The 12,893-nt window shown below is 68.4% G+C and carries 14 protein-coding genes; 9 read left to right on the forward strand and 5 right to left on the reverse strand.

Annotated elements, in window-relative coordinates:
• The 5 genes from bphC to ACJH7A_RS01860 all read left to right on the forward strand — a co-directional run bounded on the left by bphC (position 1) and on the right by ACJH7A_RS01860 (position 5,248).
• Positions 1 to 909, forward strand: coding sequence for a biphenyl-2,3-diol 1,2-dioxygenase (gene bphC / locus ACJH7A_RS01840; RefSeq protein WP_318985996.1), 909 nt, complete (start codon positions 1 to 3; stop codon positions 907 to 909).
• The gene (locus ACJH7A_RS01845) at positions 906 to 2,369 is read left to right on the forward strand and encodes an FAD-dependent oxidoreductase (RefSeq protein ID WP_212811873.1); all 1,464 of its coding nucleotides are present in this window, start codon (positions 906 to 908) and stop codon (positions 2,367 to 2,369) included. Before bphC ends, ACJH7A_RS01845 begins: the two co-directional genes overlap by 4 nt.
• Before the next feature lie 250 nt (positions 2,370 to 2,619).
• Positions 2,620 to 3,420: an IclR family transcriptional regulator gene (locus ACJH7A_RS01850; RefSeq protein ID WP_212811874.1), complete on the forward strand. Its 801-nt coding sequence runs from the start codon at positions 2,620 to 2,622 to the stop codon at positions 3,418 to 3,420.
• Between the two features lie 31 nt (positions 3,421 to 3,451).
• Positions 3,452 to 4,360 (forward strand): alpha/beta hydrolase, encoded by a 909-nt coding sequence (locus ACJH7A_RS01855; protein ID WP_212811875.1) that lies wholly within the window; start codon positions 3,452 to 3,454, stop codon positions 4,358 to 4,360.
• 33 nt (positions 4,361 to 4,393) lie between these two features.
• A complete protein-coding gene (locus ACJH7A_RS01860; RefSeq protein WP_212814851.1) occupies positions 4,394 to 5,248 on the forward strand; it encodes an SDR family oxidoreductase in 855 nt (284 codons plus the stop codon).
• A 12-nt stretch (positions 5,249 to 5,260) separates the two neighbouring features.
• Here ACJH7A_RS01860 and ACJH7A_RS01865 read toward each other — a convergent pair whose 3' ends face one another.
• Positions 5,261 to 6,133: an AraC family transcriptional regulator gene (locus ACJH7A_RS01865; protein WP_212814852.1), complete on the reverse strand. Its 873-nt coding sequence runs from the start codon at positions 6,131 to 6,133 to the stop codon at positions 5,261 to 5,263.
• A gap of 3 nt (positions 6,134 to 6,136) precedes the next feature.
• Between ACJH7A_RS01865 and ACJH7A_RS01870 the strand changes: the two genes are divergently transcribed.
• Positions 6,137 to 6,649, forward strand: coding sequence for a DUF1772 domain-containing protein (locus ACJH7A_RS01870; RefSeq protein WP_212811876.1), 513 nt, complete (start codon positions 6,137 to 6,139; stop codon positions 6,647 to 6,649).
• 69 nt (positions 6,650 to 6,718) lie between these two features.
• Positions 6,719 to 8,155 carry an amino acid permease gene (locus ACJH7A_RS01875; protein WP_406801386.1) on the forward strand — a complete coding sequence of 479 codons (1,437 nt, stop codon included), beginning with the start codon at positions 6,719 to 6,721 and terminating at the stop codon, positions 8,153 to 8,155.
• Between the two features lie 6 nt (positions 8,156 to 8,161).
• Here ACJH7A_RS01875 and ACJH7A_RS01880 read toward each other — a convergent pair whose 3' ends face one another.
• Positions 8,162 to 8,746, reverse strand: a complete 585-nt coding sequence (locus tag ACJH7A_RS01880) for a TetR/AcrR family transcriptional regulator (protein WP_212811877.1) — start codon at positions 8,744 to 8,746, stop codon at positions 8,162 to 8,164.
• A 66-nt stretch (positions 8,747 to 8,812) separates the two neighbouring features.
• Here ACJH7A_RS01880 and ACJH7A_RS01885 point away from each other — a divergent pair, with 66 nt between their 5' ends.
• The gene (locus ACJH7A_RS01885; RefSeq protein ID WP_212811878.1) at positions 8,813 to 9,757 is read left to right on the forward strand and encodes a hypothetical protein; all 945 of its coding nucleotides are present in this window, start codon (positions 8,813 to 8,815) and stop codon (positions 9,755 to 9,757) included.
• Between the two features lie 84 nt (positions 9,758 to 9,841).
• Positions 9,842 to 10,624 (forward strand): SDR family NAD(P)-dependent oxidoreductase, encoded by a 783-nt coding sequence (locus ACJH7A_RS01890; RefSeq protein WP_212811879.1) that lies wholly within the window; start codon positions 9,842 to 9,844, stop codon positions 10,622 to 10,624.
• 24 nt (positions 10,625 to 10,648) lie between these two features.
• Here the strand turns inward: ACJH7A_RS01890 and ACJH7A_RS01895 are convergent, their stop codons facing one another.
• Genes ACJH7A_RS01895 through ACJH7A_RS01905 form a run of 3 tightly spaced genes read right to left on the reverse strand, consistent with a single transcriptional unit; the run spans position 10,649 to position 12,862 of the window.
• Positions 10,649 to 11,449, reverse strand: coding sequence for an SDR family NAD(P)-dependent oxidoreductase (locus ACJH7A_RS01895; RefSeq protein WP_212811880.1), 801 nt, complete (start codon positions 11,447 to 11,449; stop codon positions 10,649 to 10,651).
• A 4-nt stretch (positions 11,450 to 11,453) separates the two neighbouring features.
• Positions 11,454 to 11,732: a ferredoxin gene (locus ACJH7A_RS01900; RefSeq protein ID WP_318985988.1), complete on the reverse strand. Its 279-nt coding sequence runs from the start codon at positions 11,730 to 11,732 to the stop codon at positions 11,454 to 11,456.
• Positions 11,732 to 12,862: a Rieske 2Fe-2S domain-containing protein gene (locus tag ACJH7A_RS01905; RefSeq protein ID WP_318985987.1), complete on the reverse strand. Its 1,131-nt coding sequence runs from the start codon at positions 12,860 to 12,862 to the stop codon at positions 11,732 to 11,734. The genes ACJH7A_RS01900 and ACJH7A_RS01905 overlap by 1 nt, the downstream gene beginning before the upstream one ends.
• Between the last annotated feature and the right edge of the window lie 31 nt (positions 12,863 to 12,893).

Here is a 12,893-nt window from a genome sequence, read left to right on the forward strand (position 1 = left end):
GTGAGTGACCTGAAGAGCCTGGGCTATGTGAAGGTCCAGACCGCCGACATCGAACGCTGGCGCCAATTCGCCTTCGACGTACTGGGTTTCGCGAAGGGCAGCGGCCCTGATCCCGACGCGCTTTACCTGCGGATGGACGAGCGCACCGCGCGCATCATCGTGGTGCCGGGCGATGCCGACCGCATCGTCACCGTGGGCTGGGAGGTTCGCGACGGCGCCGCTCTGCGCCGGGTGCAGGCCACCCTCGACGGCGCCGGTGTGCCGTGGAAGCAGCTGTCGCTGGACGAGGCCGACGCCCGTCGCGTCGACGAGGTCATCGCCTTCGTCGACCCGGCCGGCAACGATGTCGAGGTGTTCCACGGCGCGGTGCTGGACCACAGCCCCGTCGTCACGCCGTTCGGCGCCCGCTTCGTCACCGAGGGTCTGGGCCTCGGCCACGTGGTGCTGCCGGCGCAGGACGCCAAGGGCCTGTTCACGTTCTACACCGAGGTGCTGGGCTTCCTGCCCCGCGGCGCCTTCCGGGTGCCTGCTCCCCCGGAGTTCGGCCCCCTGCGCGTGCAGTTCCTGGGCATCAACGAGCGGCACCACAGCCTCGCGATCTGCCCGGCCGCGACGCTGCGCGACCCGAAGCTGATCCACCTCATGGTCGAGGTCGACACGCTCGACGCCGTCGGGCAGGCGCTCGACCGCGTGAACCGCGACGGCTTCCAGCTTTCCTCCACGCTGGGCCGGCACACCAACGACAAGATGGTGTCGTTCTACGTGCGTTCACCCGGCGACTGGGACATCGAGTTCGGCACCGAGGGCATGAAGGTCGACGAACGGTACTACACCGCAGAGGAAATCACCGCCGACAGCTACTGGGGCCATGAGTGGATGGGCGTGCCGCCGCGGGCGATGCTGCCATGAGCGCCGATCTCAAACCGGTCCCGGCATCGTCGATCACCGCGTGGGATGACGAGGCCGACGTCGTGGTCGTCGGCTACGGCATCGCCGGCGCGGCCGCGGCCGTGGCGGCCTCGGCTGCGGGCGCCGATGTCCTGGTCGTCGAACGCACCGGCGGCTGGGGCGGCGCCGCCGCCATGGCCGGTGGATTCATCTACCTCGGCGGTGGCACCGATCTCCAAAAGGCCTGCGGTTTTGACGATTCCGTGGAGAACATGGCCACCTTCCTGAAGGTGGCCATGGGTCCCGGCGCGGACACCGAACGGATCGACGACTACTGCGCCGGCAGTGTCGCCCACTACGACTGGCTCGTGAGCTGCGGCGTGCCGTTCAAGCCGGTGTTCTGGGGTGAACCGGGCTGGGAGCCACCGAGCGACGAGGGCCTGATGTTCACGGGCGGCGAAAACGCCTTCCCGTACAACACCATTGCCTCCCCCGCGCCGCGCGGTCACGTGCCGCAGATGACCGACAAGGTCGCCGGTGAGCGCAGTGGCGGCTACATGTTGATGAAGCCGCTCGTGGAAACCGCCACCGCGCAGGGCGTCCGGTCGGTGTACGACACCGAGGTGCAGTCATTGATCACCGAGGCCGACGGCCGAGTGGTGGGCATCGTCGCGCGCCGGTACAGCGACACTGTGGCGATCAAGGCGCGCCGCGGCGTGGTGCTGGCCTCGGGCAGCTTCGCCTACAGCGACGCGATGGTCGCCCAGTACGCACCCCGCATCGCGGGCCGCCCTGCGGCGAGCATCGAGCAGCACGACGGCCGGGCGATCCGGATGGCACAGGCGCTCGGCGCCGACCTGGCACACATGGACGCCACCGAGGTGGCGTTCTTCTGCGACCCGCAGCAGTTGGTCCGCGGCATCCTGGTCAACGGCCTGGGCCAGCGCTACATCGCCGAGGACACCTACGCGGGGCGCATCGGCCAGCAGACGCTGTACTACCAGGACAACACGGCGTACCTGATCATCGACGGTGACGCCATGGAAGAGGCCATGGCCGCCACCTCGGCGACAGCGTTCCTGCGCCGCCCGGCAACGTGGGTGTGCGAGACGGTCGCCGAGCTCGAAGCCGAGATCGGCCTGCCCGCCGGCGTGCTGCAGCACACCGTGGCCTATTACAACGAGCACGCCGCGAACGGCGCGGACCCGCTGCTGCACAAGAAGCCGCAGTGGCTGCGCCCGATCGGGTCGCCGGTCGGTGCGATCGACCTGCGTAACAGCACCGGCGGGTTCACCCTCGGCGGCCTGCTGACCACGTTGGACGGCCGCGTACTGCACGTCGGCGGTGAGCCGATTCCGGGGCTGTTCGCGGCCGGCCGGTGCTCAGCGGGCCTGTCTGCCTGGGGTTATGCCAGCGGGGTGTCGCTGGGCGACGGCAGCTTCTACGGGCGCCGCGCCGGGAGGTCCGCGGCGCAGAACTGAGCCCGCCCGGCGTGTCGCCACCCCGCGTGTCGCCGCCGGAATGACCACGAGCTCGTGTCCCAAATCTGGGCCATGAGCTGCAAAATTGATACACGAGGCGTCCCTTGCCAACCCGGCTCGGGGCGCCTCGTCGTGCATATATTCTGCCGCGCTCCGACGAAATGTGTGACAAGCCCCACCGCCGTGTGATACAAACAGGCATATTCCTAATAGGAATATCGACACGGAGCAACGGAGCTTGGAGGCCGACATGACAGCAACAGTCGAATCCACCACCCCCAGCGCGGTCATCGACCGGGTATCGCTGGTCCTCGACGCGTTCGACGGCCCCGGCCGCCTGACCCTGGCGCAGATCGTGCGCCGCACGGGCCTGCCCCGTTCCTCCGCGCACCGGATGCTGGAGCGTCTGGTGCAGCTGCGCTGGCTGCGCCGCAACGGCCGGGACTACGAACTCGGGATGCGTCTGGTGGAGCTCGGCTCGCTGGCCGTGCATCAGGACCGCATGCACCGCGCCGCCGGCCCGCTGTTGCACGAGCTGCACCGCGCCACCGGGCTCGTCGTGCACCTCGCCGTGCTCGACGGCGGTGACGTCGTCTACCTGGAGAAGGTCGGCAACGGCATGATGACGGTGCTGCCGTCGCGGGTGGGCGGCCGCCAGCCGGCGCACTGTACCGCCGTCGGCAAGGCCATCCTGGCCTACAACCAGGACGCCGAGGTCGACCTCATGAGCCGCAAGACCAAGTATTCGATCGCCAACCGCGCCCAGCTCGCCACCGAACTGGCCAAGGTCCGCGCCCACGGCGTCGCCTTCGAGCGCGAGGAGTCGGTGCCCGGATTCGGTTGTGTCGCAGCGCCGATCGGCCGCCAGGGTGAGGCCGTCGCCGCCGTCTCGGTGTGTGGTCCAATGAACCGCATGGCCTTCGAACAGCTGACCGCGCCGGTGCGCATGACCGCCATGGGCATCTGGCGCAACGCCGAGGATTCCCGGGTCGCGCCGACGCTGCAGCCGATGCGGCCGCTGCGCATGGGCCCGGCGTTGCAGTACGCATGAGCCGCCAGCGAGTAGCGCTAGCGGATCGCGCATGAGCCTGGACCCCCAGATCGCCGGCCTCCTCGAGGCACTCAACAGCGGCTTCCCCGACCTGCCGAACATGACCGGGGCGCAGGCGCGCGCCGCCATTCGCGCGCGATTCGTCGCACCTGCCGAACCCGAAGCGGTCGCCTCCGTCACCAACACGGAGGTCGACGGCATCGGGGTCCGGGTCTACCGCCCCGCGGCCGACGGCCCGCTTCCGATCTTCGTCTTCGCACACGGCGGCGGCTTCGTCTTCTGCGATCTGGATTCGCACGACGGCCTCTGCCGCAGCTTCGCGAATTCGATTCCCGCCGTGGTCGTTTCGGTCGACTACCGGCTGGCACCCGAACATCGGTGGCCGGCCGCCGCCGAAGACGTCTACGCCGTCACCCAGTGGGCCGCCGCCCATGCCCACGAACTCGGCGGCGACCCGGCGAAGCTCGTCGTCGGCGGCGACAGCGCCGGCGGCAACCTCGCCGCCGTCACCGCGCTCATGACCCGCGACCGCGGCGGTGCGCCGCTGGCCGCGCAGGTACTGCTGTACCCGGTGCTGACCGCCGATTTCACCTACGGCTCCTACCACGAGTTCCGCACCGGCTACTACAACACCACGGCCGCCATGCAGTGGTACTGGGACCAGTACGTGCCCAACACCACCGACCGCGAAAACCCTTATGCGGCACCGTTGTCCGCATCCGTCGAGGACGTAGCCCCGGCCGTGCTCGTCGTCACGGGCTACGACCCGATGCGGGATGAGGCCCTCGCCTACGCCGAAGCGCTGCGCGAGGCCGAGGTACCGGTGACCGAGCTGTACTACGGGGCCATCCACGGTTTCCTGACCATGCCGGTGCTCGACATCGCGCACCGGGCCCGTCGTGACGTGGCCGACGCACTGACCAAGTTGCTCGCCGACTAGTCGGCGCTTCCCCAACCAATCGAGGAGATCATCATCGGCACCTACGCTGTGACCGGTTCGGCATCGGGCATGGGATACCAGGCGGCGAAGCAGTTGCGCGATCAGGGCCATACGGTGATCGGCGTCGACCTCAAGGACGCCGATGTCATCGCGGACCTGTCGACCGCCGACGGCCGGCGTACCGCCGCCACGCGGGTGCTCGAACTGTCCGAAGGCACGCTCGACGGTGCCGTACTGGCCGCCGGGATCGGGCCCGGTGCCGGCGCCGACCGCGCACGCCTGATCGCCCAGATCAACTACCTCGGCACCGTCGACCTGCTGACGGCCTGGCGGCCCGCACTGGCGGCCGCCGGTAACGCGAAAGTCGTTGCACTGGGCAGCAACTCCAGCACGACGGTGCCCGCGGTACCCCGCCGCGCCATCCGCGCACTGGTGGCCGGCGACGCCGAGCGGGCAGCCCGCGCCGTGCGGTTCTTCGGCGGCGGCGCCTCCGCGCTCATGTACGCCGCGTCCAAGATCGCCGTGGCCCGCTGGGTCCGGCAGACCGCGGTGACGGCCGACTGGGCCGGCCGCGGCATCCGGCTGAATGTACTGGCGCCCGGGGCCATCATGACGCCGCTGCTGCAGGCGCAGCTCGATTCGCCGCGCGAGGGCAAGGCCGTCCGCGCCTTCCCGATCCCGACCGGCAACTTCGGCGATCCCGTGCACCTCGCCAACTGGATCGTCTTCATGCTGTCGGACTCCGCCGACTTCCTCTGCGGCAGTGTCATTTTCGTCGACGGCGGCACCGATGCCTACTTCCGGCCCGACGGCTGGCCCAAAGGTGTGCCGCTGCGCGGCATTCCGCGGTATGTGTGGCGGCATCGCCGCTTCGCCAAGACCCGCTGACCGCCCACCGGCCTACCCCTGGGCGCGGATTGCCTTGGGGCTCATGCCGTAACGGCGCTTGATCGCGGTGCTCAGCGCGAAGGCGGTGCCGTAGCCCACGCGGCCGGCGACGGCTTCGATGGTGGCATCGGAACCGCGCAGCAGGTCGACGGCCAGCGCCAGGCGAATCTCGGTGAGGAGCGCCATCGGCGGCTCGCCGACGAGTTGGGTGAACCGCCGCGCCAGGGCCGCCCGGGACAGCCCGACCTCGGCGGCCAGCGACCCCACGGTCCAGGGATGTGCCGGATTGTTCTCGATGAGCCGAAGTGCCGTGCCCACCTGAGGATCTCGATACGCGCGATACCAGGCCGGTGCCTCGGCACGGGAGAACCAGCTGCGCAGAGCGGCGATCGTGAGCAGATCGAGCATCCGGTCGAGCACCGCGCCCTGGGCCGGCTCATCGCGCGCCATCTCGTCGAGCAGCAGATCGACCAGCATGGTGTTGACCTCGCCCCGCCGGATCACCACCAGCGGTGGCAGCGCGGTCAGCAGCCTGCGGCAGACCGCACCCACTTCTTCGTAGGCGCCGGTGATCAACAGGGTCTGCGCGTCAGGTCGGGTGCCCCAGCTCCGGATCCCCAGACTCAGTGCCTCACACAGTGGTTCACCATCGATGGTCGTGGTGACCTGCCCCGGGTGCACGACGACTTCGGGCGCGGTCGCCGCGTCATCGGCGACGGTGTAGCAGTCGGGCCCGCGGCAGATCGCGATGTCGCCCGCTTCGAGTCGCCGGCCGACGGCACCATCCGGGATGACGGTCGCCGACCCGCGGGCGACCACCACGATGGTGAGCGGCGCGCGGTCCTGCACGCGCAGCGACCACGGCGGGTCGAGCAATACCGTCAGCTCATGACATTCACCAAGCTCCCCCAGCCGCTCGGCACGACGGCGCTCATCGTCGCGCTGTTGTCCTCCGGGCTGCTCGCGGGCCTCTACTACGCATACGCGGTGTCGGTGCTGCCCGCACTCGGCGCGTTCGACGACCGGACCTTCATCGACGTCATGAACAAGATCAACGTCGTCATCGTCAATCCGCCGTTCCTGCTGACCTTCCTCGGGTCGGTCGGCTTCACCGCGCTGGCCGGGGCGTTCTACGTCAAGCCCGGCGCCCGTCCGGTGCTGATCTGGATCGGTATCGGCCTGGCCCTCAACCTCGCCAGTCTCGCCGTCACATCGGTGGTCAACGTGCCGCTCAACGACAAGCTCACCACCGCGGCCGGCTCGACCAGTGCCGCCGATCTCGCGTCACTGCGCCAGCAGTTCGAGTCGTCGTGGGTGCGCTGGAACATTATCCGCGCAGTGGCCAACACCGCGGCCACCGCCGTCCTGGGTTGGGCGCTCGCCGTGCCGGTCCGCGGTTGACGCGGGATTAACGCACGGTGACCACAACCATGGGCCGGCGCGCCGAACTGCGGCATCGTCGCGTCAGTGGTGAGTTCAGAGATCAAGGCCAGTGATGCGCAGCTGGCGAAAGGCCTGCGGCGCAGGCATTTGAACCTGATCGCCCTCGGCGGAGTGATCGGCGCGGGGCTCTTCGTCGGCAGCGGCGTCGTGATCGGCAGCGCCGGACCCGCCGCCATCGTGTCGTTCCTGATCGCCGGCATCATCACCCTGCTGATCATGCGGATGCTCGCCGAGATGGCGGTGGCGCAACCGGTGGTCGGCTCGTTCTACGTCTACGCCCGGCAGGCGCTCGGGCGCCGTGGCGGTTTCGTCACCGGCTGGATGTACTGGTACTTCTTCGTCATCGTGGTCGCGGTCGAAGCCGTTGCGGGCGGCCGCATCCTGCATCTCTGGCTGCCCGCGGTGCCGTTGTGGGTGCTCAGCCTCGGCCTGATGCTGGCCCTCACCGCAAGCAACCTGGTCTCGGCGCGCTCGTTCGGCGAGTTCGAATACTGGTTCTCGTCGGTGAAAGTCATTGCCATCGTGGTGTTCCTGGGCATGGGCGCGCTGTGGATCACCGGACTGTGTCCGCACTCCACACCCGGCCTGGCCAACCTGATCGACCACGGCGGCTTCGCGCCGCTGGGCTGGGGCGCGGTCCTGGCAGCCGTCGTACCGTGCGTCGCGTTCTACACGGGCGCCGAGATCGTCACCATCGCCGCCGCCGAATCCGACGAACCCGAGCGGGCGGTGACGCGGGCGATGAAGTCGATCGTCTTCCGCATCATCGGGTTCTACGTCGGCTCGATCCTCGTGGTGGTGGCCATCCAGCCCTGGAACACCAAGAGCGTCAGCATCAGTCCCTACGCCTCGGTGCTCACCGTTCTGGGCATCCCGGGCGTCGCGACGATCATGAACTTCATCGTGCTCACTGCGGTACTGTCCTGCCTCAACTCCGCGCTGTACACGACGTCGCGAATGCTGTTCGCGCTCACCACCTCTGGTGACGCGCCTCGGTTCTTCACCAAGCTGTCCCCGAGCGGCGTCCCGCGCCGTGCGATCCTGCTGGGCACCGCCGTCGGCTACGCATCGGTCGCCGCGACCTACGTGTGGGGCGACGTGGTGTTCAACTTCCTGATCAACTCCTACGGCGCCGTCGCCCTGTTCGTCTACCTGATCATCGCGATATCGCAGGTCGTCCTGCGCCGCCGCATCGAGCGGACGCGGCCCGGCACGTTGAAGCTGACGATGTGGCTGTTCCCGTGGCTGAGCTACGCCACCATCGCGCTCATGGCGACCGTCATCCTGGCGATGGCGTTCCTCCCCGACACCCGCTCGCAGTTCCTGATGAGCGGTGTCACCCTGGCCGTCATCCTCGTTTCGTTCGAGGTGGTCCGCCGGCGCAACTCACCTGACGCCGAACCCGCGACCCCGGCGCCGACGAGCGTCGACAGTCGTGTTCCCGCCGACGCGGTCGAGAACTGACCCGGATCACTGCCCTGCCGCCAGGATGCTGATCGCGATGTCGGTGGCCGGGCCGATGACGGTCTCGATGTCCAGGTCGTCTTCGGCGGTCTGCGCGGCGAGCTCGCGCACGCCGGCCAGCAGCATCACGGCCTGGGGCCTGGTGATGGGCGGCAGCCCGGCCCGCTGAAATCCCGGGTTGGCGGCGAGTTCGCCGAGCAGCGCGGCGAGTTCGGCGAAGTTTCGCCGCTGAATCGGGCGGGCGGCCGCGCCCAACGCGGGCAGGTCGCGGATCCAGCTCAGCGAAATCGCCGGGCGCGCCGTGAGATGCGCGATGTAGGCCGTGAACATCTGCCGAATCTGATTGTGCCAGTGCGCGTCTGAATCGACGGCCGCCCGGATGTCGGCGACCAGATCGTCGGTCACCGAGGCCAGCAGGGCCAGGTAGCACTCCTGCTTGTTCGCGAAGTGCAGGTAGAAGGTGGTCTTGGAGGCCTGCGCCTTGCGCACGATGTCGACGACGGACGTCGCGGCGTAGCCGCGTTCGCCGATCAATGCCGCGAGCGCGTCGACGAATCGCTGTCGGGCGTCGTCGTCCTCCGTGTTGCGCATCCCAGTACGTTATCGTACTGTGCCCTGACGTGCGAGTACGACCTCGTACTCACAGACGGGGAAACCATGATTCGTGCGATTCGAAGCCGCAGACGCGGCACCGCCGCCCGGTTGGCATCGGCCGCGGCGCTGGCGCTGCTGGCCGTCGTCGGCGCACCGCCGGCACCGGCGTCCGCCGTGGCCATCACCCGGTGCCCGTGGCGCGCCACCACCGTCGCGAGTGGGTTGGGCTCCCTGGAAAACCTCGCGTTCGACAATGCGGGCACCATGCTCGTCTCACGCACCGTCGGCAGTTCCGGGCAGCTGTACCGCCTCACCCCCGACGGCAAGGGCAGCACCTTCGTACCGAATGTTGCTGCGCCGGGGAGCATCACCGTCGCCGACGGGGCGGCGTACTTCACCACCGGCAACAGCTTTCTCTCCGGAGTCTTCGGCGCGAAGGACGGCGGCATCGCCCGCGTGGATCTCGGCAGCGGCGTGCTGACGACGGTCGCGACCAAGCTCACCATGCCCAACGGCATGGTCCGGTTGCCCGACGGCTCGTTCGTCGTCTCCCGCAACATCGGCTGGACCACCGGGCTGACCAGGATCAGCGCCGACGGCACCCGCGAAAGCCGCCTCGCACCCTCGGTGACCATGGCCAATGGCCTGACATACGACACCGCCCACCACACCGTCATCGCCTCGATGGACCTGCAGCCCGTCAGCACCCTGGCCATCGTGGACGTCGCCGACCCCAGCCACATCCGCACCGTCAACCTGGGCCTGTTCGGGCTGTTCGGATTCCCCGATGACCTCACGGTCGGTCCGGACGGCCTCATCTACCTGGCGATGGACGGCGGCGACATCGTCCGCATCGATCCCGAACGCCACGCCGCGTGCATCCTGGCCTCTGGCATGTTCGGCAGTACCTCGGTGCGCTTCGGCGCGGGCCCGGGCTGGGACCCGCAGGCGCTGTACAGCACCGACCTCTTCGGCACCGTCCGCAAGCTGACGCCGACCGCGGGCTGAGAAGACATCCCGGTGACCGGACCACAGCCGTCCAGCCGGACACCGGTGCCGCAAGAATCCTTCGGCAACGAAAGGACTTGCAGCATGGATAGATTCAGCGACCGCCGGGTCATCGTGACCGGCGCCGGGTCCGGCATCGGACAGGCCACCGTGGCCCGCCTGCTCGACGAGGGCGGCACCATCGTCGCGTGCGACATCTCCGCCGAAGGCCTGGCCCGTACCAAGGAAGCCGCCGAAAAGGCCGGCACCGCAGCGCGTCTCACCACCACGGTGCTCGACATCTCGTCCGAAGCGGACGTCATCAAGGGCGTCGACGCCGCCATCGCCGACATGGGCGGCCTGGACGTGCTGGTCAACGTCGCCGCGATCGAGACGTGCTCACACACCCACGAGATCACGCTGGCCGACTGGAACCGCATCATCGCGGTCAACCTCACCGGCACCTTCCTCATGACCCGCCAGGCGCTGCCGGCGCTGCTGGCATCGGGGCGCGGTGTGGTCATCAACTTCACCTCGACCTCGGCGAGCTATGCCCACCCCTATATGGCGGCCTACTCCGCCAGCAAGGGTGGCATCCTGAGCTTCACCCACTCGCTGGCGCTCGAATACGCCAAGCAGGGACTGCGCGCGGTGAACATCCAGCCCGGCGGTGTCTCCACCCCGCTGGCCAACGGCACGTTCGCCAAGATGCCGGAAGGCACCGACTACGGGCTGTGGACCAAGCAGGTCCCGATGCTCAACACCGGCAACGACGCGAACCTGGGTGATCCCAGCGCGGTCGCCGCGGTGGTCGCCATGGCGGCTTCCGATGACGGCGCGTTCCTCACCGGCACCGAGATCCGGATCGACGGCGGCGCGCACTGCTGACGCGCCACGAACTTCCGCGGGTGCTCAGCGGACGACCACGTCGCTGGGCACCCGCGGATCACCAAGCATCGCCCGGTGCGACGGCGGCGTGCGCCCGTCGACATCGGTGATGCCGTAGCGCTGGGCTTCTTCCGCGGCGATCACGGTCTGCCCGCTGATGCCGTCCAGGTCCGGGTCCTGATACAGCGCGTTGATCACATGCCCGATGAACTCCGGGGTCTCGAAATTGCCGGCGGCCTTGGCCAGCGTCTCGGCGTCGAACGCCTGCTTGAACTTGTCGGTGAGCAGGATGCCCATCCAGATCGACAACGTCGACACCCCCGTGCCGTGGAAGTCGACGGCCATGTCGGCGGCCATCTTGTCCACGCCGGCCTTCTGCGCGCCGTAGGCCGGGCCGTGCATGTAACACACCCCGCCCGGCGACGACGTGAACGCGATCAGGCCACGGCCCTGTGCCACCAGCAGCGGGGCGGCGTGCCACGACGCCACATACGCCGACCGCAGACCGACGTCGAGCACGTCACCGAGGCCGATCGGCTTCTCCCAGAACGGCTTCGGGTCGACGAGGTTGTCGTGCACCACGGCGGCGTTGTTGACCAGCAGATCGAGCTGTCCGGCCTCGTCGGCCACCCGCGCGAACAACGCGGCCACGGCGTCGTCGTCGCGGTGATCCACCGGCACGGCGATACCGCCGTCGCCGGGATCGGTGACGGTACGGCCCGTCAGGTACACCGTCCACCCGTCGGCCACCAACGCCGCGGCTATACCCTTGCCGGCGCCCCGGCTGGCACCGGTGACGACCGCGACCCGCTTGTCTGAGCTCATGCGGCTATGGTGCCACGCCCAGTTCGTCCTGAACGACGTGCACGACACCGGCCGCCACCGCATCCGCGATGGACTCCTTCAGCTGGCCGCACGCCAGGAAGATCCGGCCCGGCAGACACTCGGCCCGCCGGCGCTCCTCGCACCGCGCAGCCGACTCGCGCGTCCACTGCACGCTGGTCTGCTGCCAGCTGCCCTTGCGCGCCAACACCTCTGCGCCACAGGCACGGCAGGCCACGGGCACCATCGGCATGTCGGCCAGCCGGATGTCGGGCCGCGCGGTCATCAGACCGACTCCGCGGCCCGTGCTGCGATGTTGGCTTCCATCTCCTTGGTCCACGCCTCACGCGGGACGGTGGTGTCCAATTCGTATTCGAAACGGTCGGTCATCTCCGGCACCACATCCGCGACGTCGACGTAGAACTGCTCGTACCACCGGCGCAGCTGGTAGACCGGGCCGTCTTCCTCGACCAGGAGCGGATTGTCGATGCGCGCCTTGTTCTTCCAGATCTGCACGTCCTGCTCGAAGCCCTGCTTCACCCAGTCACCGAGCGCGTGCGCCGTCGCCACAGCCGCCTCCTCGGGCAGGCCCGCCATCTTCTTCACGATGATTCCGTACTGCAGCACAAAGGAATTCGAGTCGATCGGGTAATGGCAGTTGATCAGGATGGTCTTGTGGTCGGCGTCCGGGTAGTGGTACGTCAGGTCATCGATCATGAAGGACGGTCCGTAGTACGACGCCACCGACGTCGAGCCGAGCATCTTCGCACCCTCGGTGCCCTGCATGTCCTCGCGACCACCGCCGTTCATGTACTGCGTCGCGACCTGGCCCTCGAAGATGTTCTTGAAGTGCGACGGCACCGCGCCGTGGATGTAGAAGAAGTGCGCCATGTCGACGACGTTGTCGATGATCTCGCGGCAGTTGACGTTGACAACCGTTGTGTACCAATGCCAATCGGTCCACTCATCGCTGCCCGCCTGCTCGATGCGCGGGATGTAGTTCTCCGCCGGCGGCGCGCTGCCCTCGGGGTCGTTCCAGATGAACAGCATCCCGTCCTGCTCGAGGGTCTCCCACTTCGCGGTACGTGCCAGCCGCGGGGTGCGCTTGGCGTACGGCACCAACTTGCATTTGCCGTCGCCACCCCAGCGCCAGTCGTGGAACGGGCAGGCGATCTCATTGCCCTTGACGGTGCCCTGGCTCAGGTCACCACCCATGTGGCGGCAGTAGCTGTCCAGCACGTTGAGCCGGCCGTCCGCGCCACGGAACACGACGAGTTTCTGCCCGAAGGCCTTGATCGAGTGCGGTTTGCCGTCACCGAGGTCCTTGGTCAGGCCAAGGCAGTGCCAGCCACGGGCGAACCGGGTCGGCGCTTCACCGGCTTCGATCTGGCGAACATCGACATCCTCCACCGACATCTGATGACCATCCTCACATTGAAAACTGGGC

This window comes from Mycobacterium sp. SMC-17 (genome assembly GCF_045310915.1).
Taxonomy (GTDB): Bacteria; Actinomycetota; Actinomycetes; order Mycobacteriales; family Mycobacteriaceae; genus Mycobacterium.

Coding starts and splice junctions, on each gene's coding strand:
- ACJH7A_RS01845 (WP_212811873.1), top strand. CDS start 906: ATGAGCGCCGATCTCAAACCGGTCCCGGCATCGTCGATCACCGCGTGG.
- ACJH7A_RS01850 (WP_212811874.1), top strand. CDS start 2,620: ATGACAGCAACAGTCGAATCCACCACCCCCAGCGCGGTCATCGACCGG.
- ACJH7A_RS01855 (WP_212811875.1), top strand. CDS start 3,452: ATGAGCCTGGACCCCCAGATCGCCGGCCTCCTCGAGGCACTCAACAGC.
- ACJH7A_RS01870 (WP_212811876.1), top strand. CDS start 6,137: ATGACATTCACCAAGCTCCCCCAGCCGCTCGGCACGACGGCGCTCATC.
- ACJH7A_RS01880 (WP_212811877.1), bottom strand. CDS start 8,746: ATGCGCAACACGGAGGACGACGACGCCCGACAGCGATTCGTCGACGCG.
- ACJH7A_RS01885 (WP_212811878.1), top strand. CDS start 8,813: ATGATTCGTGCGATTCGAAGCCGCAGACGCGGCACCGCCGCCCGGTTG.
- ACJH7A_RS01890 (WP_212811879.1), top strand. CDS start 9,842: ATGGATAGATTCAGCGACCGCCGGGTCATCGTGACCGGCGCCGGGTCC.
- ACJH7A_RS01895 (WP_212811880.1), bottom strand. CDS start 11,449: ATGAGCTCAGACAAGCGGGTCGCGGTCGTCACCGGTGCCAGCCGGGGC.
- ACJH7A_RS01900 (WP_318985988.1), bottom strand. CDS start 11,732: ATGACCGCGCGGCCCGACATCCGGCTGGCCGACATGCCGATGGTGCCC.
- ACJH7A_RS01905 (WP_318985987.1), bottom strand. CDS start 12,862: ATGTCGGTGGAGGATGTCGATGTTCGCCAGATCGAAGCCGGTGAAGCG.